The following is a 24,350-nucleotide window of genomic DNA, read 5'->3' on the forward strand; positions in this document are numbered from 1 at the left end:
TTTCCCTGTGTTGACCAAGCCGATCAAGGGGGCACGATGCAGCGTAATTCGGAGGGAGGATAAATGGAGAAGAAAGCTGAGCCGAGCCGAATCGTGGTGATCGGGGCATCGCTGGGCGGACTTGCAGCGCTGCGCGGTGTGATTGCTGCCTTCCCGCCGAACCTGGACGCCATTGTGCTGATAGCGATGCACATTGGAGCAAATCACAGTCTTCTGCCTGAACTGCTTGCTCCGCATACTTCACTTCCGGTCGAGCACGCCCGGCACGACGTGGTCCTCAGATCGTCCGTGATTCTGGTAGCTCCGCCGGACCGACATCTCATGGTACAGGACGGTCGCACAAGGTTGAGTAACGGCCCTAAGGAATGCTTCACGCGTCCCGCCATCGATCCGTTATTCCGGTCGGCCGCGCTCGAGTTTGGACCACGAGCAATCGCCGTCATACTTACGGGCGACCTCGACGACGGGGCGGCCGGTGCGGTAGCAGTGCGTGCGTGCGGGGGAGCGGTAATCGTGCAGGATCCTGCCGACAGCGTTGCGCCCTCAATGCCATCCAGCTGTCTGCGAGCGGTTCCGAGCGCCGTCATCGCCCAACTGGACAACATCGGCGAGACAATCGTTAAGACGGTTGCGGCCCCATTGAAGGCGACAACCACGGAAGAAGACCGGAGCCGGCTAGAAATTGAGGCGCGTATCAGCCTGACGGGCGCGGCATCGCCGGACGACCTCGACTTCATCGGTAAACGCAGCACGTTGACGTGTCCGGAGTGCGGCGGCGTCATATGGCGGGTTGGCACTGATGCACCATTGCGTTATCGATGCCATACCGGACACGCGTTTTCGAATCTGGGATTGCGCTACGCTCAAGAGTGCGGCCTCGAAGAATCGCTATGGACATCAATGCGTAAGGCGGAAGAGTGCGCCGTGCTTGCGGCATGTCAGGCAGAGGTGGCCAAAGCAAAGGGTGACGAAGCCGGAGCCGATGCTGCAGAGAAGCAACATGTCAGGCACAAACTGCTGGAGGAGTCCCTTCGGCGTTTTCTGCGCGAAAACTCTAAACGGTGGAGAACTGGCGCGACAGAATGAGGGAAGACGTCAAGCTGCTCAGGCAAACGCTTGAAGATAAAACGGAGATCGCCAGGAAGCTTGGCGAGTTCGTCGAAAACGTGGCCCGTCCCGAAGCGGTGGTGCAGTCCCAAGCGAAAGCGGGCGCACGGTGAGCCAGCCAAAACTGTTATTGGTTTCTGGGTCCGATGCTTGCTGTGTCACTCCTGACAGTCCGCGGCCGCCGATGCGGGACGCTTCTGTCGATACCGTTGGTGCTAGATGCTGCGCGTGCTGCGTGCGCCGTGGTCTAGCGGCGTGTCATAACCCGGGAGTGACAAATGGAAACGACCAAAACGGAAGGCACCCTGCGCGAAGCTGCGGGAAGTGTCAAGGAAACGATCGGTTCGCTCGCAGGCGACGTTGGGATGCAGCTTGAGGGCAAGGCCAGCGAGTTGCGTGGCAAGGCACAGCAGCTCTGCGCGGACGCGACGGATCTGGCGCGCGACGCAATGTCGTCGCGCCCTCTGGCGGTTTTGGCGAGTGCGACCGCAATCGGCTTCGTGATAGGCGCGCTGTGGGCACGCAATCGTGACACGGATATGTAATCACTTGGGTTACGACTGAGGGGGCACATCATGTGCCTCTTCACGGGAGCCGCGCGATGTCGATTCAATCCAAAGTAAATCAGTGGGGCACTGTAAGCCGGTTCTGCGCGAACCGGATCGCGGACTATGGCGAACTCATTTCCATCGAACTCGCGCAGGCGCGTACCCAACTCGCGCGTGAAGTGGTTGCGCTTGTGGCACTCGCGGTCGCGGGACTGTTCATGCTGTCGTTCTTCTGCATCGCGATCATCGCCACGGCATTCAATACGCCGTACTTTCTCCACGTATCCTGGGCGATCGCGGGAGCGTGGTTCTTGCTGTGCGTCATTTCGCTTTTCGTCTTGCGTGCGCAAAAGCCGGCACGCTCTTTCCGCGTACTCAAGAATGAAATCCGCGAGGATCTGCAAACGGTCAGGGAGGCACTGAAATGACGTCACGAGTGGAGGTGCTAGCTGCGGCCGAATCGGTGGTGCTGGAGCGCATGGCCGTGTCGCGCGCGAATTTTTTGGCCGCGCGCGAAGCTGCGCGCGTGGATGAGACCGGCCAGCCGTCCTCGCTGCCGATGCGCGTTCGAGATCTGGTATCGACGGCACCGAACGTTATGCTGCTCGCCGCGATGCTTGTCGGATCGCTGGTGATCGGTCCTCGCAAGGTCGCCGGCGTCGTGGTACGAAACGGACTTGTCGCATGGATTGCAACAAGAGTCCGCCGCATCGCGGGAAGTTGAATGCATTCGCGTTTGCGGTGTGCTGCGGCACGGCGATCCTGGATGCGGATAATTTACCGAAGGCGCGACCGTGTGATTGCGCGGTCGCGGGCGAATCTCCAGGCGTGCCAGCGGCGTGACGCGAGGTGCCCGAGCGTCTCCTTTACCGCCGGCCTGCCGGTCCTCAACCGTTCGTCGCTAGATGCTTACTGCCGCGCCGCAACCCGCACGCGCTCGCCTGCGCCACTTCGCGCCGACGCGATCGACATGCCGAGACCAAGCAGCGTCAGGCAGACGACGGGCACCAGCATCGGGGCGCTCGCGTTGCCTGCGACCTTCCCGATGTAAGGCATCAGGTTCTGCGCGAAGAAGCCTCCGAGATTGCCGATCGAATTGATCGCCGCGATGCTCGCTGCAGCGCGGGCGCCTGTGAAGTATCGCGGGGGCAGCGACCAGAAGCACGGATAGAGCAGCGGAATGCATGCCCCGCCCAGCACGAGCGCGGCAAATTGCAGCGGCAGACCCGGCAGCACGAGACTTAGCGCGAAGCCGATCACGCCGACGCCTGCCACCATCGCCATCGCCTTGAGTACCACGCCCTCGCGTTTCAGCTTCGCGGGGAGCCACAGCAGAAGCAGCGCGGAGAGCATCCACGGAATCATGTTGAGCAGGCCGTTGAGCGACGAATGCGAAACGCCGCCACTTTTCAGCAGCGTCGGCAGCCAGTACGTCACGCCGTAGAGCGAGGTGGACATCAGCATGTAGCCGCACGCGAACATCAGCACGCGTTTGTCGACGAGCGCCCGCCACGGATGCTCGGCGGCCGCTTGCGCCGGCGCCTCGCGCCGGAGGGCCGCGATCATCAGGGTTTTCTCTTCGTTCGACAAGAACGGGGCGCGTTCGACGGACTCAGGCAGAAAGCGCAACGCAACGAGTGCGACGAAGACGGCAGGCATCCCCGTTGCCACGAACACCCATTGCCAGCCAGCGAGACCAAGATTGCCGTCCAGCGACAACAGCAAGCCGCCCGCGAGTGAGCCGAGCATATTGGCGAGCGCACTGCCTAGTGTGAAGAAGCCGAGCATGCGGGTGCGATGACTCTGCGGAAACCAGAGCGTCAGATAGAAGATCACGCCCGGATAGAAGCCCGCTTCGGCGACACCCAGTGCGAACCGGAACACATAGAAGAGTCCCGTTGAATGCGTGAATGCCATCGCCACGGTAATGGCGCCCCAGGTCGCCATGATGCGCGCGAGCCACAGGCGCGCGCCGAAACGATGCAGCGCAAGCGTGCTCGGTACCTCGAACAGTAGGTAGCCGATAAAGAAGAGCGACGCGCCCAGGCCATATGACGCTTCCGACATCCCCAGCGCATGCACCATCTGCAGCTTGGCAAAGCCGACGTTCTGCCGGTCGATGAAGGCGATCAGGAACATCACGATCAAAAGCGGCATGAGCCGCCAGGCGACCTTCTTCACGACAGCCTGCTCGGCAATCAGGGTTTGGCTCACAATCAATCTCCGGTCGAAAAATTCATATATATGTTTAGTTGAATTGGCTTTCGCAGCAATGGGTAGAAACCCGTTGACCCCGACAGATATAGGATGGTGAGGGTTATTACCGATCCATCGTCGGCCCTAATCATGAAAACATATATATGAATTCGAAGGAGGCTAAAATGCATGCCGATGACCGGTTGCCCCGTTACCAGCGTTTGCGCGACGAAATGGTTGCGCTGATCGCGGCCCGCCATTGGCGGCCGGGTGAAGCGATCCCTACCGAGCAGGCGCTCGCCAAAAGCTACGACGTCGCTGTCGGGACGGTTCGCAAGGCCGTCGAGCTGCTCGTCGCGGAAGGACTGCTGGAGCGCTTCCAGGGCAGGGGGACGTTCGTGCGCCGCGCGAGCTTCGACAGCTCCCTGTTTCGCTTCTTCCGCTTCCAGACGCGGCAAGGCGAACGGCGCATTCCAGAGAGCCGCATCTTGCGGCGCGAGGTGGTCGACGCGCCGTCGGCAGTCGCCGCGACCTTGCAGATTCCGAGTAGCGCGCGTGTGATCCAGATGTCGCGCCTGCGGCTGATCGACGGCGTGCCGATGCTCGCCGAAGAAATCTGGCTGCCCTACGTACGTTTTGCCGCGTTTGCGCAGATGGACCTGAATGAAGTCGGCGACCTGCTGTACCCCGTGTACGAGGCCAAGTGCAATCAGGTCGTGGCGTCGGCCACGGAAACACTGACCGTCGAAGCCATTGGCCCGTTGCATGCACGGCTGTTGCACATCGAGCCGGGTACGCCCGCCGTAGTCATCGAGCGTCTCGCGTACGGCTACGACAGACAGCCGCTCGAATGGCGCCGCTCACGCGGACCCGCCAGCGAATTCATCTATCAGGCCGAGATCCGCTAACGATCGCGCGCCCTCACAAATGCGTTGTTCCCAGGCAGGAACGACGACCTGGGAGACGTCAATGTTCAAGTGGTTCAGCGAGATTTCAGGCAATGAACGCCGGACGTTCTGGGCGTGCTTCGGCGGATGGGCGCTTGATTCGCTCGATGTGCAGATGTTCAGCCTCGTGATTCCGGCGATCATCGCCGAATGGTCGATCAGCCGCACGCAAGCGGGGCTCGTCAGCGGCGTCACGCTGGTGGCGTCGGCGCTGGGTGGCTGGATCGCGGGAATGATGTCAGACCGGCTGGGACGCGTGAAGACGCTGCAATGGACCGTCGCGTTTTTTTCCGTGTTCACGTTCCTGTGCGCGTTCGCGCAGAACTATCCGCAATTTCTCGTGCTGAAGACGCTGCAGGGGTTCGGCTTCGGCGGAGAATGGGCGGCGGGCGCCGTGCTGATGGCCGAGACGATCCGCAACGAGCATCGCGGCAAGGCGATGGGCAGCGTGCAGAGCGCATGGGCCGTTGGCTGGGGCGCAGCAGTGCTGCTCTATGCGTTGATGTTCTCGCTGCTGCCCGGGGATACCGCGTGGCGCGTGATGTTCGGGGTTGGCATCGTTCCCGCGCTGCTGATTCTGTACGTTCGACGCAGCGTGCAGGAGCCTGCCGCGCCGGCGCACGCAATACGTGATGCGCGGGCGCGTCAGCAAGAGCAGATGCCTGGCCTAGTCGTCGGCATCTTTTCTCCGCAAGTGCTACGCATGACGCTGATCGGCGCACTGCTCGGCGTTGGCGCGCATGGTGGCTACTACGCGCTGATGACCTGGCTGCCGACGTTTCTGAAGAGCGAGCGCCATCTGTCGGTGTTAAGCACGGGCGGCTACCTTGCCGTCGTGATCGTCGCGTTCTTTTGCGGGTGCCTCGTGAGTGCGCAACTGCTGGATCGCATTGGACGCCGGAAGACCATTCTCACGTTTGCAATTTGCTGCGTGATAACTGTCACCGCCTATCTGTTTCTTCCGCTCGGCAATGCCGCGATGCTGTTCTTCGGATTTCCACTGGGTTTCTTTGCAGCGGGCATTCCAGCAAGCATGGGCGCGCTGTTCAACGAGCTGTATCCGCGCGGGATGCGCGGCACGGGCGTCGGGTTTTGCTACAACTTCGGTCGCGTTGTATCCGCGGGATTTCCGGTGCTCGTCGGGCATATGTCCGCAAATATGTCGCTCGGGACGGCGATCGGCATCGATGCGGGACTCGCGTACGCGATTGTCGTGCTGTCCGTGCTGATGCTGCCGGAGACACGCGGCCGCGCACTAGGCGAAGCCACGCTTGATTCGGAACATACGGGCCCGCTTTCTCACGCGCAAAGGCATTAACGCGCGGCGCACTCGCCCGTAACCGCGCAAGACTGGTGATGAAGGAACGTCCATGATGGAGAAGTCGGGGATAGACGCGAGCCATCGGCAGGCTGCGTATCGTCCTGCCCACATTGCATCTGTCGATACCCATGCTCATGTATTCGAGCGCGGCCTGCCGCTCGCCCAGCAGCGCCGCTATGCGCCCGACTACGACGCCACGCTCGACGCTTACCTTACCCAACTGGATACGCACGGCGTATCACGCGGCGTGCTTGTGCAGCCCAGCTTCCTTGGCACCGATTGCAGCTATATGCTTGATGCGTTGCGCCGCGCGCCGGAGCGGCTACGCGGTGTCGCGGTGATCGAGCGCGATTGTCAGATCGACACGCTGACGGAGATGGCGAATGCGGGCATTGCAGGAATTCGGCTGAACTTGATCGGGCATGCCGATCTGCCGCTCGACAGATGGGTGAGTGCGCAAACGCTCGCACATGTTCGCGATCTGAATTGGCATGTCGAAGTGCATGCAGAAGCTGTGCGGCTGCATGGCATCGTCGAGCCGCTTCTGGATGCTGGCATGAACGTCGTCGTCGATCATTTCGGCAGGCCCGATCCCGATATCGGAGTACGTGACGCGGGCTTTCGCCGTCTTCTTGAACTGGCTGACACGCGGCGTGTGTGGGTGAAGGTATCGGCGGCATACCGGAACCGGCGGCGGCTCCGCTCAGATGATAATGATGTGCATGAGGCATTTCATCTTCTGAAAGCGGCCTTTGGCGTGCATCGCCTTATGTGGGGCAGCGACTGGCCGCATACGCGGTTTGAAGCGGACGAGAATTTTGCTTGCGCGCTGGAACTTCTTCGCGCGCTGCTTCCCGTTGAAGAGGAGCGCAGGGTGGTCTTGGCGGACACGCCTGCAAGACTTTACATGTTCGACGTCGCGTGATTCACATGGCGCATTGCAAGGGCAAGGACTGGCTAAATCTCCTCGCTTGCCGTGTTTGATCACCGCGCGGGCGCAGCGTCTAACGAGACTTGTCGATCTGTCTCGTGCGCTCGGGGGAGGTTGGATGGAGTGGTCCGGTGAAGAACAGCGGCCTGCCGACGCTCCGGGCATCGGCTAAGCGGGAGCCATGAATCCCTTCCGCTGCAGCGTGCGTACGTAATCTGAAGCTTCTTCAGCTCTTCAAATTCGTGCCGATCGTGGCCCGCCCTGCTACCGGGCACAAAATCGCGGCGCACGTCTGAGAACGCATTGGCGAAAAGCGCAGGTAGGCACGTCGTTTGCGGCCATTGAATATGCAGCCTTTCCCGTACCCCGGTCAGGACGCGCCGATATCGATGGCGACCGCGTGGCGTTTCTAGCGCCTCTTTTACAAGAGACGCGTAACTGCGTGACTCCAGCCCTCGTGCAGCAAAGCGGCGGACAGTGCCTCTCTATACCTCGAGAGGGCTCGTATCGATCTGGAGTTACATCATGAAGGTCATCTTGGCCACCCGGCAAGCGTTCTGCCTGGTCGGCAACATGTCGGTGGGCGTGACGGCATTTTTCCTCTGGTGTGCAATTGCCGCAGGCGCTGGCTGGATGCTCGTGCATCTGCCAGATGTCTGGTATGTGCATCTCGGGAATCAGTCGAGCACGGGCTTCGCTGTTGCCGCCATCACATCCTACGCTGTCGTTGCCGGCGCGCTCTTTCTCGAGTTTTCCTGCGGCGCCCTGCTAATGCTTGCAGACGCATATACGGAAATGCTGCTCTCCGCACGCAAATGGCGCTCGCGACATGCAGCCTCCGCAATACAGTGTCGTTAGCCGCTTGTTATCCGCAAGGCCGGGCTCGAGCCGATTTGCGCGACATCGCAAGCTCCCGGAACGGGTGAAAGTATTCCGCCGCCGGTCACAGCAGGCATGTCGGGACGACAACGAGCCGCGCAGGCAAAAGCAGCCAGTGCGTCCGTCCGCCTTTGGCCGGCGTTTTATCCTTGAGGAAGGCATCGGCGGGCGGAAGACTCTGGAAAGCTGTCGTTGCAGTCGGTTCCTCACCACGCGAGATCGCCTTGTGCACGGGGGCCCCGCAGTGCTGTCATCGCGGTCAAGGCTGGATTCCGTTCAGACCACGGATGCCAGCAAATATCACATCGAGTGTCTGGCTGGCGAGCTGCTCTGACGTCACTTTCGGTGCGCCCAAAGGATTGATTCTGTAGTCGACGGTCAATGTCGCGACGCCATGCATGCACATCCATGCGACGCGCGCGATGCTAAAGGCGTTCGCCTCGTCCGCCTTGCCCTGGGCGGCGAGGTAGTCGCTCGCAGCCCGCACGAGCGTGTGATAACACTGGCTCGCGGCATCGTCGAGTTCGGCATGTACCTGCGTCGAGCGGAACTGCGGTGAGAACATCAGGTGGAACAGCGTGGGATGAAGCGTCGCGAAGGCCACGTAGTTCGACAACAGCGAACGCAACCGCTGCTCGGCCGACATGCTGGGGCGAAGCCGGGCAAAGCGGAACTCGGTGAGATCACGGAAGCCGCTGGCCGCGATGGCGGCCAGCAAGCCTTCCTTATTGCCGAAGTGATGCTTGGGCGCGACCTGCGATACGCCCACGCTGCTGGCGATACGCCGCAAACTCAGCTCGGCCAGGCCGACCTCGCTGAGTTGCTGCTTGCCACAGCGCACCAGGACCTCACGCAGGTTGCCGTGATGATACGGGCGCGGCTCCGCAGTATCGGCCGCTTTGGTGGTTTTTGGCGCGCGGGCGCGCTTCGCAGCGGCTTGACCGGCAGCGTCCTGCTCGAGCGTCGCTGCGTTACGTGAGGTGCTCGTTCGGCCTCTGGGAGCGCGTTTAGTTCGTGCAGTGTCTTCCATGCCCGGAATCTTAACACTCAATCAATGGGACGCGACCTCCGTCGCGCCCAACGTCGTTGCTGCACGCGCGATCAATGCGGCCGTCGAGGCTGCAAGCCGAGTATCGAGCGGGCTTCATCGGGCGTGGCGACTTCGGCGCCCATGCTCGTGATGATGTCGACGGCACGTTTGACGAGCGCTGCATTGCCCGGTGCAAGTTCTCCTTTGCCGAGATACAGGTTGTCTTCCAGGCCGACGCGGACATGTCCGCCAAGAATCACGCTTTGGGCAACGATCGGAAACTGTGCTCGCGAAATGCCGAACGCCGACCAGCGCGCGTCATCGGGCAGATAGCGCTTCATCATCAGAAGGCTCTCTGTATCGGCATCCGCGCCCCACGGCACGCCGAGGCAAAGTTGAAACAGAGGCGCCTCTAGAACACCTTGCGTTTCGATCAGATGGCGGGCGAGCCGCACGTGCCCGAGGTCGAACACTTCGATTTCCGGCTTGACGCCCGCGCTTTCGACCAGCCTGGCCATCTTGACCAGATGATCAGGCACGTTGACGAACGCGCGCTTGCCGAAGTTCATTGTCGCGACATCGAGGCTGCAAATTTCCGGGCGCAATTCGAGCACATGCTGGACGCGCGCTTCAGGCGTCATCATCGTGCTTTCGTTGCTGCCTTTGTTCGGGTCCTCATCGCTTGGATAGAAGCCGCCGCCCGGCCCCGTCGTCAGATTGATCAGGATCGGGCATCCGCTTTCGCGGATTCGCGAGACGACTTCCGCGTACAGCGCCAGTTCCGTACTGGGTGCACCCGTCTTCGGGTCGCGCACATGAATGTGCGCAATGCTCGCGCCGGCCTCGTAAGCCGCGATCGCCTCATTCGCGATTTGAGCCGGCGTAACGGGCACTGCGGGGTTGAGGCGCGGCGTATCGCCGTTTCCAGTCAGTGCACAAGTGACAATTGTCTTGTTCATCGTAGCGGTCGCTCAGAAGATGGATCGGAACATGGAATCGAAAGCGCTGTTGCTCGTCGCGTCATGCGTGGCGAGCGTGCAGAGGCGGCCATGCGCAGCGTCCGTATGCTGCCGCGCCGCGCGGCTGTGCTGACGCGATACTGCGCCCCTTTCTCTGCACGCGGTTCGAGATCGCCTGCGCACGCGGCGCAAAACGAAGTGTGATGTGCGGACGTGAAGCAAATGCAACGGATGAGTGCCTGGGCGCAGTGGCCTTCGCGGCGGGAATAGTCTTGTCAATCATGCTTCGTCTCCTTCTTTGTGGACCTGCGCAGCGCATGGTCCGAATTTCCGAGCAAATATTAACATCGTTATGATTGACGTCAAGACGGATTGTCGGCCGATCTGTCTTGACCAGGAAGGAACGTCTTTCCGCCACTTCACTAGACCTTCGTATCGTGCAGGGAAAGTCGCGTATTTGTCGGACGTGACGCGTCCATTCCTTTGGCAGTGCCCTTCGGACAGTCTGTGCCAAAAACCATCACTCGCTGCTAGGGGAATCCCCGTATATTGAGCGCAATATTAACGGCGTTAGGATTGGTTCCGTCGGCATCTCCAAAAGGCCGCACATCCATGCCTGTCGTCTCGCGCTCGTATCGACCGGGATGAACCTGTAATCAACCTGCCGGTAACACCACGGCCCTCATGCAGGACGAGAAATGAGCACTGTTTTATTTGAAAAGGATGGCGCGGTCGGCGTCGTGACCATGTCGAACCCGCCTCACAATCTGATCGGGAACACCTTCATGACCGATCTGATCGGTGCATATACACGCGCAGTAGAAGAGGGCTGTCGAGCAATCCTGCTGCGTAGCGCGATGCGCCACTTCTGCGCTGGCGCCGATGTCGGAGGCTTTGACGAGGGCGGCGGACGGCGACACGATCAGGCTTCGTTCGAGTCGCTGCTGGATTCGCTCGAAAACGTACCGGTTCCAACGGTCGCGGCGGTGCACGGGGGCGCGCTGGGCGGTGGCTTCGAGCTCGCGCTGACGTGCGACATGATCGTGGCCGCCGACACGGCATTCTTCGGCATGGCAGAAGCCTCGCTCGGCCTGCTGCCGCTGCTCGGCGGCGTGCAGCGCGTCGCTCAGCGCGTAGGCCCTGCGCGAGCGAAGGAAATGGGCATGTTCGGACGCCGGCATGACCCTGCCGTACTTGAGCGTTGGGGGGTGGTGAATCTCGTGACCGCGGAATCGGAGCTGCCTGCCGTATCGATGTCGTGGGCGCGGCAGCTCGCGGCGGGCCCGACCGTTGCACTCAGGGGCATCAAGCAGCTCGCGAATCTGTCGGCGCGCAACGGCATTGCTGCGGCGGACGCGCAGCAGATCGAGATCAGCAACGTCATGTGGGCGAGCGCGGACCAGAAACGCGGTCTCGATGCCTTCGCAAAGACAGGGCCGGGTTCGGCCGTGTTCGAGGGGAACTGATGATGGGCGCACCACTTGAAGGGCTGAAAATCATCGACTTCACGCGTGTACTCGCGGGTCCGCACTGCACCAAGACGCTGCGCGATCTGGGCGCGGAAGTGATCAAGATTGAGCCGCCGCGCGGCGATACTTCGCGGATAGGCGTTCCGCAAGTCGGCACCATGTCCGTCTATTACGCGCAGCAAAACGCGGGAAAACGCAATCTCAGTCTCGACCTGAACTGGCCGGAGGCACGCGAGATCGCAGCCGGGCTCTGCCGCGACGCCGATGTGATCGTCGAGAACTTTCGCCCCGGCACGCTGGGCCGCTTCGGCCTTGGGTATGAACAGGTAAAGGAATTCAACCCGTCTGTCGTGTACGTATCGATGAGCGGGTATGGTCAGACGGGTCCGTGGCGAAACCGGCCGGCCTATGCGCCGACGGTTCAGGCGGAGACCGGGCTGACCGACATCCTGCGTGACCACTATGGCTTCGATGATGACGCATTGCGAAACGACGCGTGCAGTCATGGCGACGTGTACATGGGCCTGCACGGTGTGATCGCCGTTCTCGCGGCGCTGCAGCAGCGGAACCGGACGGGCGAAGGCCAGCACGTCGACGTAGCGATGGCGGCGACGATGCTCGCAGTCAATGAGCGGGCGGCCGAGCAACTGTCGGGTATCGACGGCAATGGCGAGCCGCCCGCGTTGAGCGCGCCGGAGTCGCACATCTTCCATCTGCCGGACGGCCGTCATGTGACGATCGCGGCGAGCCCCATCTATTCGCCCGTATTCGTCAGCTACTGTTCGATGATGCGCCGCACGGATCTCTTGACGGATCCGCGCTTCGCAACGGCGAACCTGCGCAGGCAGAATCTCGATGCGCTGCTGGCCGAAGTGCGCGCGTGGATTCTGACGTTCAACGATCTGGATGAACTGCAGGCGCAGGTCAGCGAGCGAGGGCTGGCGATCGGCGTCGTGCGCAGCACGAACGAGCTGGCCGAATCGGAGTGGGCCAAACATTGGGGCGCAATCGTCGATGTCGACGACCGGGCGGGAGGCACGTTGAGGATGCCTGGGCCGCCGTGGCGTTTCAGCGGCGCAACTTTGCCGCCACCGGGCGTTCCCGCATTTCAGGGCGAACACAACGTCGAGTTGCTCGCGGAACGCAATATCGATCCAGCCGTGATTCAGTCGCTCAGAAAGCGGGGCGTTTTGTTGAGCCGGCGCACACCGCGTGGTGCATTCGACGAAGTCTGATTCTATTGAGGGTAATGAGGCACGTGGTTCTCTGATTCAAGTGCATGTGCACAGACAGTGTGTGCCTCGCGAACCTCGCATCATCCAATCCGCTATTGCAATAGCTTCGGAGGCAGTTCATGCCATTACCGCCAGTTCTCGCGAATCGGCTTTCGATTCCTGTCGTCGCATCGCCACTTTTTATCATCTCGAACCCGGACCTGGTCATTGCGCAATGCAAGGCGGGCGTCGTGGGTTCGTTTCCCGCGCTCAATGCACGCCCGGAGGGCGCGCTCGACGAATGGCTCGACAGGATTACCACCGCTTTGGCGGAACATGACGCGGAGCATCCTGAGCACCCATGCGCGCCGTACGCCGTGAATCAGATCGTTCACAAGTCGAACGATCGGCTCGAAACGGATATGGCGGTGTGCGAGAAGTACAAGGTGCCGGTCGTCATTACGTCGCTGGGCGCGCGGCAGGAAATCAACGATGCCGTGCATCGCTGGGGCGGGATCGTTCTCCATGATGTGATCAACGATACCTTCGCGCGTAAGGCCATCGAGAAGGGCGCGGACGGCCTCATTGCGGTCGCCGCGGGCGCCGGCGGCCATGCCGGCGTGACATCGCCGTTCGCACTTGTGCAGGAGATCCGCGAGTGGTTCGATGGACCGTTGTTGCTGTCGGGCGCAATTGCCGGCGGCAATGCGATTCTTGCGGCGCAAGCGACGGGCGCCGACCTTGCCTATGTGGGCAGCGCGTTCATCGCCACTGAAGAAGCGAACGCCGCCGAAGGCTACAAGCGGGCCATTGTCGAAGGCGCAGCATCCGACATCGTCTACACGAACCTGTTCTCCGGCGTGCATGGCAACTATCTGCGCAAGAGCATCGTCGCGGCCGGCCTCGATCCCGACGATCTGCCCGAATCCGATGCTTCGAAGATGAGCTTTGGTTCGGGTAGCAGCGCGCGATACAAGGTCTGGCGAGATGTATGGGGCGCCGGGCAGGGAATCGGCGCGATCAAGGAGATCGTTCCTGCCGCCGATCTGATCGATCGATTCAAGGCGGAATATGACCACGCGCGTCGCCGTCTGTCGCTCCCAACCTGACGGGGCGCAAGGCGGATCTCGGCGCAACGCGCATTCATGAGCAGCACATCGAGCAGGTACGGTTAGTCGACGCGCTGACCGTACTCACGCAAGTGGAGACAGATATGAGCAACACGATACACACGGCACACGCCGGTGCGAGCGCAACCGAAGGCGGTCACGAGCGCACGGCAAGCGATCGGCAGCGGCTGCGCAAAGCGGTGCTGGCGAGCGGCTTTGGAACGCTGGTCGAGTACTTCGACTTCAGCCTCTATGCGTTCTTTGCCACGGTAATCGCCGACACCTTCTTTCCGGCGCAAAACCCGACCAGTGCGCTTCTCTATACCTTCGTCATCTTCGGCGTTTCGTTCGTGATGCGGCCGCTCGGCGGCATCCTGCTCGGGCATATCGGCGACCGGATCGGCCGGCGGCCTGCACTCGGGCTGTCGGTGGGCGGCATGGCGCTGGCGAGCGCGTTGATCGGCTGCGTTCCGTCGTATGCGCAGATCGGCGTGGCGGCGCCGCTATTGCTGCTCGCTCTGCGTTGCATCCAGGGCCTGTCGGCAGGCGGCGAGCCCGGCGGCGCGGCAGCTTACGTGATCGAGGTCGCGCCCGCGCATTCGCGTGGTTATCTCTGCGGGCTCGTAAGCATGGGCGCGACGGCGGGCACCTTGCTGGGCGCGGCGACGAGTGCTTTCGTGCATACGGCGTTCGATGCCGCGACGCTTTCCGCGTGGGCGTGGCGCCTGCCGTTTCTCGTTTCATTGCCGTTGGGCGTCGTCACGCTCGTGTTGCGCTCGCGCATGGAGGAGTCGAAGGCATTCACCCGCGCCGAGGAAAGCGGCAAGCTGGAGCGCATGCCCGCGCTGACGATCTTGCGAGACAACCTGCGTGAAGTAATGACCGTCTGCGGTTTGTCGCTCGGCGGGCTGATGCTGTTCTACATCACGATCGCCTATATGCCGACGTACTTCCTGCGCGAACACCTGATGTCGCGCACGGGCGCGGCCTGGTCGACCACGCTGATGCTGCTCGGTTGCATGCTCGCGATACCGGTGTGGGCGCGATTGTCGGACCGGTTCGGCAGGCGTCCGCTGCTGCTCATCTCCTTCATTGGCACGGCATTGGGAGCGTACCCCGCGTTTCTCGTCATGCCATGGTCCGTTACGACCGCCGCGATTGCGCAAATCGTACTCGGCCAGATACTCGCGATCTGGTTGAGCATCGCGTTCGCAACTTACTGCGAGCAGTTCCCGACGCGTGTCCGTTCGAGTGGCGTCAGTCTCGGCTACAACCTCGGATCGATGATTGCCGCGGGCCCCGCGCCGTACCTCGCCACGTGGCTCATTCCCATCATCGGCCGGGTCCATGCGCCGGCGCTGATGCTGATCGTTTTTGCGCTTGTTTCCGTGGTTGCGACCTGGTTGACGCGGGAGACTGCCGGCCAGCCGCTCGTCGGAGATTGACGTTCGCTTCGCGCGCGAAGCAAAAACCCGTTGTTTCAGGCACTTTTGGCCGTACGGAAGCCTGATCGCTTCGCGCTTGCCAGGCACGGCCGCTCAGTCCGTCGAGCCGAGGCGGACGCGCACGTCAGGCCGGGACGCAGCGGGAATGAAGGTTCACGGCCCAATACCAGCAGACATCACAGGATCAGGAGCATTGCACCTGTAACCGGCTTCCCGTCAATTCACGAATGTCCGCGATCTCATCGCAGCGCGTGATCGCCTCGAACGTCTGTCTCGCTTCTTCCTGTTTCCAGTAGCTGGCAGTCAGACGGGCAAACTTGGTGGGCAGGACGTCTGGCGCAAAGGGGCGGTCGAAATCACCCATATAGCGGGCCGCCTCGCCACGGAGGATTTCACCGTTGTCGAGTGTCATTTCAATGCGCGTGCGCAACGCATCCGCCGGATCGCCTGAAGACAGGACGACCAATGAAACACGTCGCGCCAACGACCGGATGTCGGCGTTGGCGACGGCCTGCGCCTCGAACGCCTCGATATCGGCATGACCGTGATACAGCCACGTCGCCACCACGAACGGAATGGAAAACTTCGCTGCGATCGTATTGACCGGCTCGACGTTGTCCATTGCACGTGCGGCGGGCGGAACATAAAGCCGTATCTCCCGTACGCGCCGAAACAGCTTCGGGTGCCACGTCGAGGGCGCCAGGGCAACGTTCAAGGCTTCGAGCGCGCCCTGCGTATCCCGGCAGCACGCGTGGCGCTTCATGAAGTTCTCCGTAACCATCCAGTGACTTCCCAACCCTTCGACAAGCTTGCCCTCGTCGAACCGTTCGCCGAGAACGCGGCCGAATATCGTTTCGAGATCGTGCGAGCCTCCCGTTACGCCTGCTTCAGTCAACGTACAGCAGAGCAAGGCATTTGCGCCAGCAATCCCGGCATAGAGATTCCGGATGGTCCCGCCTTCGAGCGGCGCCTGCCGGCTCGTCGCGAGCGCGGTCGACGCGCTGATTGCCAGCACGCGCGTCGACTGCTCCTCGTCGAAACCGAGTAGTTTGCCCGCAGCCAATGCGCCCCCGCATCCGCCCCACGTACCATGCGGATGCACTTCCGGCCGCAGTCGGCTCGCGGCGCCGATGCGGGCGGCGACTTCGTAGCCCAGCACCAGCGCCGTGATCAGCGCCGCGCCGCTGGCAGCGCGTTGTTCGGCCACGGCGAGCGCAGCCGGAGTCACGTGGATAGCGGGATGGCCGCCCGAACCGTAGTGCCCTTCGTCGAGTTCGACCCAGGTCCCTGCCGCGCCGTTGAACAGCGCCGCGTGACCCGGAATCGTGCGCGCGCCTGTTCCGAGCATCAATGCACTGCCGGGCGGCGCATTAGCGATGAGCGCATGCAGTTCCGGCGCCCTTGCGCCCGCCATGCACGCGCCGACCGTGTCGGCGAGAACCACGGCCGCATGCTGCCGCACCGCAACGGGAATATCGCCATCGCGAAGTGAAGCGGCAAATTCGCCGAGGCGCGCCATGGCGCGCGGTGTGTCGACTGAACTCATCCTGTCTGTCTCCCCGTTCCAGTCAGGCGCGCACGCCGGACAGCCAGTCGTAGACGAAACGCGCAACGACTTCCGTCGCCTGGCGCAAGTCCGAAACGCGGATACGCTCGTTGGCGCGATGGACGTTGGCGTCCAACGGGTCCTTCGGACCCGTGCCGTAGAGAATGGTCGGCACGCCCGCCGACGCATAGTGGCGGGCGTCGGTGTAAAGCGGCACGCCGCACGTGCCCACTGACGTTTCAAAGACCTCCGACGCATGACGCTTGAGCACGTCCGCCATCTGCATCGACGCTTCCGTAGGCACGAGCGGATGAGCCACGATCAGGCGCGCGACGTCGACCTTAATGCCCGGACACGTCTTGACCGCCCCGTCGATCACCTCGCACAGCGCAGCCTCGACCTCGCCAGGACGCTCCTCGGGGATCATGCGCCGGTCCAGACGGAACGTCACCTTGTCCGGCACGACGTTCGTATTGATGCCGCCCTGGATCAAGCCAACCACGAGCGTCGGCGACTCGATGCCGGGCACGCCCGAGCGGATATTCCGGTACCCCTTTCGATGCTGATACAGGGCGTCGAGTACGCGCGTCGCGGCCTCCAGTGCATCGAAGCCCGTTTCCGGCCACGCCGCATGCGCCGACTTGCCGGCAACGGTCACTTCGAGATGCAGGACGCCGTCGTGCCCTGTCACCACGTCATAGGAAAACCCCGGACAGATCGCGTAATCGGGCCGCGTCAGGCCCTCGTCCAGCAGGCGTCTGGGACCGATGTAGCCGCCGGCTTCCTCGTCATAGGTGACGTGCAGCTCGAGCGTGCCGCCGGGCATCGGCGACAAGGCCTTGAGCGCGAGGATCGCATAGGCATACGTAGCGATATCGGACTTCGAGACCGCCGCGCCGCGACCATACAGGTATCCATCGGCGATCTCACCGCCATAGGGATCGAAGGACCATCCGTCGCCGGGCCGGACCGCGTCACCGTGCGCGCTCAGCGCAACGACGGGGCCTGGGCCGAACACCGTGCGGGCAATCAGGTTGGTCGCGCTACGCATGCTGTGGTCGGCGCACAGCGCGGGCGGAACCGGATGGCACTCGACCTGAAAGCCCAGGTGCTCCAGCAGCGTCGCCGTAAGCTGTGCATGCGGCGCGCAATCGCCGGGCGGGTTGTCGGCCGGCGTGCGCACGAGGGCGCGCAGAAAGTCGATCTGCTCCTCGGCGTGTTGGTCGAGAAACTGCGAAATGGCGGCGGTAATGGTGCTATTCATGGATGGGTCCGTGGTGGGAATCAGGCAGGCGTCTGGTCGGTATTGACGATCAGTTGCGGCTGGCAGGGCAACGCGCGGTGGCAGTGCTCGGCGATGTCGATGCGGCGACAAAACCAGACGCCCGAATGCCGCTGCGCATAGTCGAGAAATCGTTCGAGTGAAGGCAAGCGAGCCGGACGTCCGATGAGCCGGCAATGCAGGCCGATCGACATGATCTGCGGATCGCGTGCGCCCTCCGCGTAATGGGTGTCGAAGGCGTCCTTCAGGTACTGGAAGAACTGTTCGCCGCTGTTGTATCCCTGGTTGGTCACGAAGCGCGCATCGTTGACGTCCAGCGTGTACGGCACGACCAGCAGTGCGCGGCCGTCGTATTCCTCCCAGTAAGGGAAGTCGTCGGCATAGCTGTCGGCGCTGTAGCGGAATCCCCCTTCGGCCGCCACGAGCCTGCGCGTGTTGGGCGAGCTTCGCCCCGTGTACCAGCCGAGCGGGCGCTTGCCGGTCAGGCGCTTCTGGATCTCGATCGCCCGCATCATGTGCTCGACTTCCTCGGCTTCCGGGAAGTGCTGATAATCGATCCAGCGATAGCCGTGCGAGGCAATCTCCCATTGGGCGTCCATCATGGCCTCGACCGCGTGCGGATTGCGCTCGAGCGCCATCGCGACGCCGAACACGGTGGCCGGAATGTTGCGCTCGGTCAGCACCCGCAGCAGCCGCCAGAACCCGCGGCGGCTACCGTACTCGTAAAGCGACTCCATGTTGGCGTGGCGCGCGCCGACCACCGGTTGCGCACCGATGATCTCCGAGAGAAACGTTTCGGATGCCCGATCGCCGTGCAGCACGCAGTTTTCGCCGCCTTCCTCGTAATTGACGACGATCTGAACCGCGACGCGTGCCCCGTCGGGCCAGTTCATCCCCGGGCCGTGCGGGCCGTAGCCGAACATTTGCCTCGGATATTGCGCGCTCATAAAAGTCTCCTTGTCTCTCGTGAAAGGAACACCGGTGCGTACGCCTTGCCTACTCGCGCACCTGGCTGAAAAGCTCGACCAGGTTGATGTCGTTGACCTGATCGCGATCGCGCTGGGTCGATTGCTCGATGGCCAGCAAATGCTCATCCATCAATTGCACGGCGACGTTGGCGTCGCCCGATTCGATCGCCTGGAAAATGCGCTGGTGATCGTGGATATCGCAAAGGCCCCGGACATCGGGATGGAAATCCGATACCAGTAGCGTCGTCCTCGAAATAAGCACGCCCAATAAATCGGCGACGATGCGATTGCCGGCCGCCTGGGCGATCTTCAGGTGAAATCCGCCGGAGAGCTTCAGCGCGCTCACGGTGTCGCCGCGCAGACGCGCCTGTTCCTCCTGCGCCACCAGTTGCTTGAGCTCGTCGATCTGCTGGCGCTGCGCGTGCTGGCACAGCATCCGCACGGGGCCCACCTCCACCAACCTGCGCGCCGAGAAAACCTCGCGCAGATCGTTCAGGTCTGGCTCGGCCACCGACGCGCCCTTATTGCGCGTCAAGACCACGATCTTCTCCAGCACCAGCCGGTTGAGCACCTTGCGCACACGCGTGCGGCTCACGCCGAAGGCCTGCGCCAGCGACTCCTCCGGCAGCTTCGTGCCGGCCGGCAAGCGCCGCTCGATGATCGCGGCGAGGATCTGTGAATGCATGAAGGTGTCGCTCGGCGAATCGTCCGCGACATCCAGCTCGTCGAACTCCTCGCTTACCTCCGGTTCGCGCTTGCGGCGAGCCGTCGCCGCCTTGCCTACCGCAGGGTCCTTCTTCGGCTTCATCGTCTCGTCTTTGCTCATTTAACTGTCCTTTTATCTTACACAATAAAAATACAAAGTAAACTGAATTTCTAGCAACGACCCTGTCCCTTTGGCTATTCCTGAACCGCTCACTCTGCAACGCCCGCAGGCGCAATTGGGGGCCAGGCCGCCCGAGCCATGCCGTCCCAGCAGTATAAGCAGTTACCGCCGCGGCAGAGCCACATCCCCTCTCGCGCTTGCCCGGCAGGGCGGATTCCCGTCCTGACGGCCCAGGCATCTTTCCCGTGATACGCGTTTCCCCTAATACGTTTGAGTTTGACTTCTTCTTTTCCTCTTGCTGTACTCGTATGCAAGCTTGTTTGTACTTTTATCAACGCATCATTGTTCGTATAAAAGGTTTGCACCTCCGGAGCAGCGACCCGCTCCATTCCCAACGCAACTTGCGTTCTCAATCTGAAGACACGAGGAGTCGAAGTCCATGGATAGCCCTACCATTCCCGCACAAGCCGCCACCGTGCGCCCCTCATCGTTCGTCGACGCCGACCGCCTGTGGCAGCGACACGTCGCCATGGCCAAACTCGGCGGCACTGCCGTCGGCGGCGTCACGCGCCTTGCCTTGAGTACCGAGGACATCGAAGCGCGCGCCCTGCTGCGCGACTGGGCGTGGGAGAGCGGCTTCGAATTCGCGATGGACGATATCGCAAACGTCTACATCCGCCGCCCGGGGCGGCGCAACGATCTGCCGCCCGTGATGACCGGCTCGCATATCGACTCGCAACCCAAGGGCGGTCGATTCGACGGCATCTACGGCGTCCTGGCGGGACTCGAGGCGCTGCAGGCAATCGATGCGGCTGGGATAGAAACCTGGCGCCCCATCGAGATCGTCGGCTGGACCAACGAGGAAGGCGCCCGCTTCGAGCACTCGTTGATGGGATCGAAGGCCTACGCGTTTCCCGATCGTCTGGAAAGTCTTCTCGACATCAAGGACCGCGACGGCATTTCCGTGCGCGACGAAGTGCTGCGCGCGCGGCAAACGCTCGGACCGACGCCGCGCCGCGCGCTCGGCGTCGTGCCGGACGCCTATCTCGAAGCGCACATCGAGCAGGGGCCGATCCTCGAAGCGCGGGGCAAACGCGTCGGTGTCGTGACCGGCATCCAGGGCTGGCGCCGTTTCGTCGTGCGGATCGAAGGCGAGGCCGCGCATGCTGGCACGGCGCCGCAAGCGAGCCGCAAGGACGCGCTGATGGCCGCGAACCGCGTCATTGGGGCTTTGAGCCATCTGATGGCCGATCCGGACGACATCGTCCGTTTCACCGTGGGGCGCTTCAATGTCCTGCCCAATTCGCTCGCGGTTGTGCCGTCGCAGGTCGAGTTCACGATCGACTTTCGGCATCCGGATGAGCGGGCGCTCGTCGAGCGCGGCGACGCCATCGCCGGACTGCTCCACGAGCATGCCCAGCCCTGCGTCGCGACGCTCACCGAGATCTCGCGCGAAACCCCGATCCGTTTCGACGGCGACGCATTCGCCGCCGTGCGCGACGCCGCGCGCGGCCTCGATCACCCGTTCATGGAGATTTACTCAGGCGCGGGCCACGACGCGCAGAACATGTTCAAGCTGTGCTCGACGGGCATGATCTTCGTTCCGTGCGAAAGAGGCATTAGCCACAACGAAGCCGAGAACGCGAGCCCCGCAGACCTGGCCGCAGGGGCGCAAGTCCTCTGCGACGCACTCGTCACGCTCGCCGGACGATAAGCCCTCGCCCCCGAAAGCCCGAGAGATAGCCTGGTGACCACCAAGGAAAGCCAAATGGAACGCGAATCTGTCCCGAGTGCCTACAGCCCTCGTCTCTACAACGAAGATCTGGCTCCAGTTCCGGAGGAAAAGCGAAACTGGAAAACCTATAACCTCTTTGCCCTATGGATGACCGACGTCCACAACGTCGGCACTTATGTGTTCGCGGCAGCCCTGTTCGCGACCGGTCTGACCGGATGGCAGGTACTTACCGGCATGCTCGCGGGCATTCTGCTCGTCTTTCTGTTCATCAATCTGATGGGCAAGCCGAGCCAGCGCCTCGGCATTCCCTTTCCGGTCGCCGCGCGCATGTCCTTCGGAGTGTTCGGCGCCAATCTGCCCGCCTTGATGCGCGCCACGATGGCCATCGTCTGGTATGGCGTTCAGACCTACCTCGCATCCGTGTCTCTGCAGATCGTGCTGCTTCGCTTCTTCCCGTCGCTGCAGCCCCTCGCGACCCTACAGCACGGCTTTGTCGGGCTGTCGCCACTCGGCTGGGGATGCTACCTCGTCATGTGGGGATTGCAGTTGCTGCTGTTCTACAAGGGGATGGAGACGGTTCGATCGTTCATCGACTGGGCTGGCCCCGCCGTGTACGTCGTGATGTTCGTGCTGGCCATCTGGATCGTTTCGAAGGCCGGCCTCGGCAATATCGGACTGAGCCTGACGAAGAAAACCCTGAGCACGCCGGAAGTCGTAACCGAGATGATCAAGGTCGCGGCGCTGATCGTCAGCTACTTCTCGACGCTGCTGCTGAACTTCGGCGATTTCACGCGCTACACGCCGACGGCGCGCGACATGAAGCGAGGCAATCTGCTCGGCCTGCCGATCAACTGGATGCTGTTCTCGATCGTCACGGTGATAGTCACGTCCGGAACGACCGCCGTATTCGGCGAGGCGATCATGGACCCGATCGAAGTGGTCGGCCGCATCGACAACAGCACGGCGATCGCGCTCGGCTCGATGACGTTCATCATCGCCGCAATCGGCGTCAACATCGTGGCGAACTTCGTGTCTGCGGCCTTCGACCTCGCTAACGTCGCCCCCTCGAAGATCACCTTCCGCAAGGGCGGCCTGATTGGCGGCGGCATTGTCCTGCTCACGATGCCGTGGCACTTCTACGGCTCGCCGACGGCGATCAACTTCTTCGTGGGCACGATCGGCGGCGTGCTCGGCCCGCTCTACGGCATCATGGTGGCCGACTATTATCTGGTCAAACGTCAGCAGATCAAGCGCGATGATCTGTACTCGGATTCGCGCACCGGCTCCTATTACTACACGGGCGGCTGGAATCTCCTGGCGGTCGGTGCGCTGATCCCTTCGGCGCTGCTCTCGATGATCATCAGTCTCGTGCCCGCGCTCAGTTTCGTGGGTCCGTTCAACTGGTTCATCTCGGCAGCCGCGGGCGGTCTGCTCTACACCACGCTTGCGAGGCGGCGCCTGCATGTCTCGCAACGAACCCCCATCGTCGCCTCCCATACGGGCGAATAGCCGTCCGGCGCCTATCCCGGTAGCGCCCGGCCACGGCGCGCTGCCTCCGATTCATTCGACCAGCCAGCCAGCCAGCGCTGCGCAAGCCAGCTTGCGCAGCGCTGGCTGCTGCTTAACCCTATGCGATTCACCATGAAAAAAATCTTGATTACGTCTGTACTCCTTATTTCATTCCAGGCAGCAAGCGCGCAAAGCAATGCGACGCTTTATGGCTTCATCGACACCGGTCTGGTGTCCGCGAGTCAGGTCTACGATCGGTCGACCGGAAAGTCCGGCACGCAATTCATGATGGGTGACGGCATTTCCCAGGGCACATCCCGCTTCGGATTGACGGGAAGCGAGGACCTCGGCAGCGGACTGAGCGCCATCTACAAACTCGAGGCGGGGTTCGACACGCCCAATGGACAACTCGCGGGAACGGCTCTCTTCAACCGCGGCTCCTGGGTCGGCCTGAACGGCAAATTCGGCTCGGTCACGCTGGGCCGGCAATGGAACCTGAGCGATGACACGATGGTCGGCAGCTTCTTCCGTGGCGGCTACAACCTCTCGGTGTTCCGGCTAACCGGGTTCGACGAGGTCAGCGACCTGGTCGACAACGCCATCAAGTACAAGACGCCGACCATCGCCGGCTTGCAGGCATCGGCGCTCTACGCCCCCGGTGGTGTCCCAGGCAGCCGCGGTGCGAATCAGGTTGTGGAAGCGGCTCTCGCCTATGGCAACGGCCCCTTCAATTTCGGCGCGGTGTACCACAAGCGCAATGACGCCGTCGCACCCTTTGCCTCCGAGCTTTGGGAAATCGGTGCGAACTACTCCTTTGGAGCGGTACGGGTGCGCGGCGGCTACGCCAACAGCCGTTATCCCCTGGGCGACGGAACCTTCAGTCGTGCGATGGTGTACGGTGTCGGGCTCGACTACACGGTTACGCCGGCACTCGTGTTGGCCGGCGACGCCGTGCTCAGAAAGCGCGCTGGAACCTCGGACAGCGCCTCGTTTCTGCGTTTGACCGCCGATTACAGCCTCAGCAAGCGCACCGGCGTCTTCACCAACGTCGGCTTGCTGAAGAACCATGATCTATCGGCGGAATCGTTCTACGGGGATGGAATGCCCGGCCAAAGCCAGGTCGTTCTGAACGTCGGGATACGACACGGATTCTGAACGCGCCTCTCTGAGTCCTTTCCCGGAACCCATTGAGCCGGATTTCTGTCAGCGCGTTGCGGTGAGTCTCCAGCGTCGCTTGATCGATCATGCTTTACTCCTTCGCGTAGTACGAGTGGCAAGTCTGGATCAGGCGAAGCGCGGGAACAAGCCGCAATATCGCGTCGATCAATC

At 62.2% G+C, this 24,350-nt stretch carries 23 protein-coding genes; 16 read left to right on the forward strand and 7 right to left on the reverse strand.

Annotated features, from left to right (window positions below):
- The first annotated feature begins 63 nt into the window (after positions 1-63).
- The 5 genes from J8I87_RS01360 to J8I87_RS01380 all read left to right on the forward strand — a co-directional run bounded on the left by J8I87_RS01360 (position 64) and on the right by J8I87_RS01380 (position 2,379).
- Positions 64-1,086: a chemotaxis protein CheB gene (locus J8I87_RS01360; protein WP_209929629.1), complete on the forward strand. Its 1,023-nt coding sequence runs from the start codon at positions 64-66 to the stop codon at positions 1,084-1,086.
- Positions 1,083-1,220 carry a hypothetical protein gene (locus J8I87_RS01365; RefSeq protein WP_209929630.1) on the forward strand — a complete coding sequence of 46 codons (138 nt, stop codon included), beginning with the start codon at positions 1,083-1,085 and terminating at the stop codon, positions 1,218-1,220. Before J8I87_RS01360 ends, J8I87_RS01365 begins: the two co-directional genes overlap by 4 nt.
- A 165-nt stretch (positions 1,221-1,385) precedes the next feature.
- Complete coding sequence (locus J8I87_RS01370; protein ID WP_209929631.1) at positions 1,386-1,652, forward strand: CsbD family protein; 267 nt, start codon at positions 1,386-1,388, stop codon at positions 1,650-1,652.
- A gap of 56 nt (positions 1,653-1,708) precedes the next feature.
- Positions 1,709-2,083, forward strand: a complete 375-nt coding sequence (locus tag J8I87_RS01375; RefSeq protein WP_209929632.1) for a phage holin family protein — start codon at positions 1,709-1,711, stop codon at positions 2,081-2,083.
- 50 nt (positions 2,084-2,133) lie between these two features.
- Complete coding sequence (locus J8I87_RS01380; RefSeq protein ID WP_245253625.1) at positions 2,134-2,379, forward strand: hypothetical protein; 246 nt, start codon at positions 2,134-2,136, stop codon at positions 2,377-2,379.
- 185 nt (positions 2,380-2,564) lie between these two features.
- Here J8I87_RS01380 and J8I87_RS01385 read toward each other — a convergent pair whose 3' ends face one another.
- Positions 2,565-3,812, reverse strand: coding sequence for an MFS transporter (locus J8I87_RS01385; RefSeq protein WP_245253635.1), 1,248 nt, complete (start codon positions 3,810-3,812; stop codon positions 2,565-2,567).
- A 224-nt stretch (positions 3,813-4,036) separates the two neighbouring features.
- Here J8I87_RS01385 and J8I87_RS01390 point away from each other — a divergent pair, with 224 nt between their 5' ends.
- The 4 genes from J8I87_RS01390 (at position 4,037) to J8I87_RS01405 (ending at position 7,908) form a co-directional block, all read left to right on the forward strand.
- A complete protein-coding gene (locus J8I87_RS01390) occupies positions 4,037-4,759 on the forward strand; it encodes a GntR family transcriptional regulator (protein ID WP_209929635.1) in 723 nt (240 codons plus the stop codon).
- Positions 4,760-4,820: 61 nt separating this feature from the next.
- Positions 4,821-6,116: an MFS transporter gene (locus J8I87_RS01395; RefSeq protein WP_209929636.1), complete on the forward strand. Its 1,296-nt coding sequence runs from the start codon at positions 4,821-4,823 to the stop codon at positions 6,114-6,116.
- Between the two features lie 52 nt (positions 6,117-6,168).
- On the forward strand, positions 6,169-7,044 hold the full coding sequence (locus J8I87_RS01400) for an amidohydrolase (RefSeq protein WP_209929637.1): 876 nt from the start codon (positions 6,169-6,171) through the stop codon (positions 7,042-7,044).
- A 531-nt stretch (positions 7,045-7,575) separates the two neighbouring features.
- On the forward strand, positions 7,576-7,908 hold the full coding sequence (locus tag J8I87_RS01405; protein WP_209929638.1) for a hypothetical protein: 333 nt from the start codon (positions 7,576-7,578) through the stop codon (positions 7,906-7,908).
- Positions 7,909-8,188: 280 nt separating this feature from the next.
- On the opposite strand, the gene J8I87_RS01410 is transcribed toward J8I87_RS01405, so the two are convergent.
- Complete coding sequence (locus J8I87_RS01410) at positions 8,189-8,959, reverse strand: TetR/AcrR family transcriptional regulator (RefSeq protein WP_209929639.1); 771 nt, start codon at positions 8,957-8,959, stop codon at positions 8,189-8,191.
- Between the two features lie 71 nt (positions 8,960-9,030).
- Entirely contained in the window at positions 9,031-9,918 is an 888-nt protein-coding gene (locus J8I87_RS01415) for a 3-keto-5-aminohexanoate cleavage protein (RefSeq protein ID WP_209929640.1), read from the reverse strand.
- A gap of 698 nt (positions 9,919-10,616) precedes the next feature.
- Here J8I87_RS01415 and J8I87_RS01420 point away from each other — a divergent pair.
- The 4 genes from J8I87_RS01420 to J8I87_RS01435 all read left to right on the forward strand — a co-directional run bounded on the left by J8I87_RS01420 (position 10,617) and on the right by J8I87_RS01435 (position 15,155).
- Positions 10,617-11,384 (forward strand): enoyl-CoA hydratase/isomerase family protein, encoded by a 768-nt coding sequence (locus J8I87_RS01420; protein ID WP_209929641.1) that lies wholly within the window; start codon positions 10,617-10,619, stop codon positions 11,382-11,384.
- Entirely contained in the window at positions 11,384-12,622 is a 1,239-nt protein-coding gene (locus J8I87_RS01425; protein WP_245253626.1) for a CaiB/BaiF CoA-transferase family protein, read from the forward strand. The genes J8I87_RS01420 and J8I87_RS01425 overlap by 1 nt, the downstream gene beginning before the upstream one ends.
- Positions 12,623-12,741: 119 nt before the next feature.
- Complete coding sequence (locus tag J8I87_RS01430) at positions 12,742-13,710, forward strand: nitronate monooxygenase family protein (protein ID WP_209929642.1); 969 nt, start codon at positions 12,742-12,744, stop codon at positions 13,708-13,710.
- Positions 13,711-13,814: 104 nt separating this feature from the next.
- A complete protein-coding gene (locus J8I87_RS01435) occupies positions 13,815-15,155 on the forward strand; it encodes an MFS transporter (protein WP_209929643.1) in 1,341 nt (446 codons plus the stop codon).
- A 184-nt stretch (positions 15,156-15,339) separates the two neighbouring features.
- Here J8I87_RS01435 and J8I87_RS01440 read toward each other — a convergent pair whose 3' ends face one another.
- Genes J8I87_RS01440 through J8I87_RS01455 form a run of 4 tightly spaced genes read right to left on the reverse strand, consistent with a single transcriptional unit; the run spans position 15,340 to position 19,777 of the window.
- Positions 15,340-16,701, reverse strand: a complete 1,362-nt coding sequence (locus J8I87_RS01440; RefSeq protein ID WP_209929644.1) for an MmgE/PrpD family protein — start codon at positions 16,699-16,701, stop codon at positions 15,340-15,342.
- Between the two features lie 22 nt (positions 16,702-16,723).
- Positions 16,724-17,965, reverse strand: coding sequence for a M20/M25/M40 family metallo-hydrolase (locus J8I87_RS01445; protein ID WP_209929645.1), 1,242 nt, complete (start codon positions 17,963-17,965; stop codon positions 16,724-16,726).
- Between the two features lie 20 nt (positions 17,966-17,985).
- Entirely contained in the window at positions 17,986-18,930 is a 945-nt protein-coding gene (gene puuE / locus J8I87_RS01450; RefSeq protein ID WP_209929646.1) for an allantoinase PuuE, read from the reverse strand.
- Between the two features lie 49 nt (positions 18,931-18,979).
- Positions 18,980-19,777 carry a GntR family transcriptional regulator gene (locus J8I87_RS01455; protein WP_209929647.1) on the reverse strand — a complete coding sequence of 266 codons (798 nt, stop codon included), beginning with the start codon at positions 19,775-19,777 and terminating at the stop codon, positions 18,980-18,982.
- Between the two features lie 439 nt (positions 19,778-20,216).
- Here J8I87_RS01455 and J8I87_RS01460 point away from each other — a divergent pair, with 439 nt between their 5' ends.
- From J8I87_RS01460 to J8I87_RS01470, 3 genes are all read left to right on the forward strand, one after another.
- The gene (locus J8I87_RS01460; RefSeq protein ID WP_209929648.1) at positions 20,217-21,491 is read left to right on the forward strand and encodes a M20 family metallo-hydrolase; all 1,275 of its coding nucleotides are present in this window, start codon (positions 20,217-20,219) and stop codon (positions 21,489-21,491) included.
- 54 nt (positions 21,492-21,545) lie between these two features.
- Complete coding sequence (locus J8I87_RS01465; protein ID WP_209929649.1) at positions 21,546-23,021, forward strand: NCS1 family nucleobase:cation symporter-1; 1,476 nt, start codon at positions 21,546-21,548, stop codon at positions 23,019-23,021.
- A 132-nt stretch (positions 23,022-23,153) separates the two neighbouring features.
- A complete protein-coding gene (locus J8I87_RS01470; RefSeq protein WP_209929650.1) occupies positions 23,154-24,176 on the forward strand; it encodes a porin in 1,023 nt (340 codons plus the stop codon).
- The last annotated feature ends 174 nt before the right edge of the window (positions 24,177-24,350 follow it).

Origin of the sequence: Paraburkholderia sp. LEh10, from assembly GCF_017814945.1 — a bacterium.
GTDB lineage: Bacteria > Pseudomonadota > Gammaproteobacteria > Burkholderiales > Burkholderiaceae > Paraburkholderia.

Bases quoted from the DNA above. Each gene is read 5' to 3' on its own strand.
- J8I87_RS01385 (WP_245253635.1), bottom strand. From the start codon at position 3,812: ATGCCGCTTTTGATCGTGATGTTCCTGATCGCCTTCATCGACCGGCAG.
- J8I87_RS01360 (WP_209929629.1), top strand. From the start codon at position 64: ATGGAGAAGAAAGCTGAGCCGAGCCGAATCGTGGTGATCGGGGCATCG.
- J8I87_RS01395 (WP_209929636.1), top strand. From the start codon at position 4,821: ATGTTCAAGTGGTTCAGCGAGATTTCAGGCAATGAACGCCGGACGTTC.
- J8I87_RS01425 (WP_245253626.1), top strand. From the start codon at position 11,384: ATGATGGGCGCACCACTTGAAGGGCTGAAAATCATCGACTTCACGCGT.
- J8I87_RS01400 (WP_209929637.1), top strand. From the start codon at position 6,169: ATGATGGAGAAGTCGGGGATAGACGCGAGCCATCGGCAGGCTGCGTAT.
- J8I87_RS01410 (WP_209929639.1), bottom strand. From the start codon at position 8,959: ATGGAAGACACTGCACGAACTAAACGCGCTCCCAGAGGCCGAACGAGC.
- J8I87_RS01415 (WP_209929640.1), bottom strand. From the start codon at position 9,918: ATGAACAAGACAATTGTCACTTGTGCACTGACTGGAAACGGCGATACG.
- puuE (WP_209929646.1), bottom strand. From the start codon at position 18,930: ATGAGCGCGCAATATCCGAGGCAAATGTTCGGCTACGGCCCGCACGGC.
- J8I87_RS01390 (WP_209929635.1), top strand. From the start codon at position 4,037: ATGCATGCCGATGACCGGTTGCCCCGTTACCAGCGTTTGCGCGACGAA.
- J8I87_RS01470 (WP_209929650.1), top strand. From the start codon at position 23,154: ATGAAAAAAATCTTGATTACGTCTGTACTCCTTATTTCATTCCAGGCA.
- J8I87_RS01445 (WP_209929645.1), bottom strand. From the start codon at position 17,965: ATGAATAGCACCATTACCGCCGCCATTTCGCAGTTTCTCGACCAACAC.
- J8I87_RS01370 (WP_209929631.1), top strand. From the start codon at position 1,386: ATGGAAACGACCAAAACGGAAGGCACCCTGCGCGAAGCTGCGGGAAGT.
- J8I87_RS01465 (WP_209929649.1), top strand. From the start codon at position 21,546: ATGGAACGCGAATCTGTCCCGAGTGCCTACAGCCCTCGTCTCTACAAC.
- J8I87_RS01380 (WP_245253625.1), top strand. From the start codon at position 2,134: ATGGCCGTGTCGCGCGCGAATTTTTTGGCCGCGCGCGAAGCTGCGCGC.
- J8I87_RS01440 (WP_209929644.1), bottom strand. From the start codon at position 16,701: ATGAGTTCAGTCGACACACCGCGCGCCATGGCGCGCCTCGGCGAATTT.
- J8I87_RS01435 (WP_209929643.1), top strand. From the start codon at position 13,815: ATGAGCAACACGATACACACGGCACACGCCGGTGCGAGCGCAACCGAA.
- J8I87_RS01365 (WP_209929630.1), top strand. From the start codon at position 1,083: ATGAGGGAAGACGTCAAGCTGCTCAGGCAAACGCTTGAAGATAAAACG.
- J8I87_RS01430 (WP_209929642.1), top strand. From the start codon at position 12,742: ATGCCATTACCGCCAGTTCTCGCGAATCGGCTTTCGATTCCTGTCGTC.
- J8I87_RS01455 (WP_209929647.1), bottom strand. From the start codon at position 19,777: ATGAGCAAAGACGAGACGATGAAGCCGAAGAAGGACCCTGCGGTAGGC.
- J8I87_RS01375 (WP_209929632.1), top strand. From the start codon at position 1,709: ATGTCGATTCAATCCAAAGTAAATCAGTGGGGCACTGTAAGCCGGTTC.
- J8I87_RS01460 (WP_209929648.1), top strand. From the start codon at position 20,217: ATGGATAGCCCTACCATTCCCGCACAAGCCGCCACCGTGCGCCCCTCA.
- J8I87_RS01420 (WP_209929641.1), top strand. From the start codon at position 10,617: ATGAGCACTGTTTTATTTGAAAAGGATGGCGCGGTCGGCGTCGTGACC.
- J8I87_RS01405 (WP_209929638.1), top strand. From the start codon at position 7,576: ATGAAGGTCATCTTGGCCACCCGGCAAGCGTTCTGCCTGGTCGGCAAC.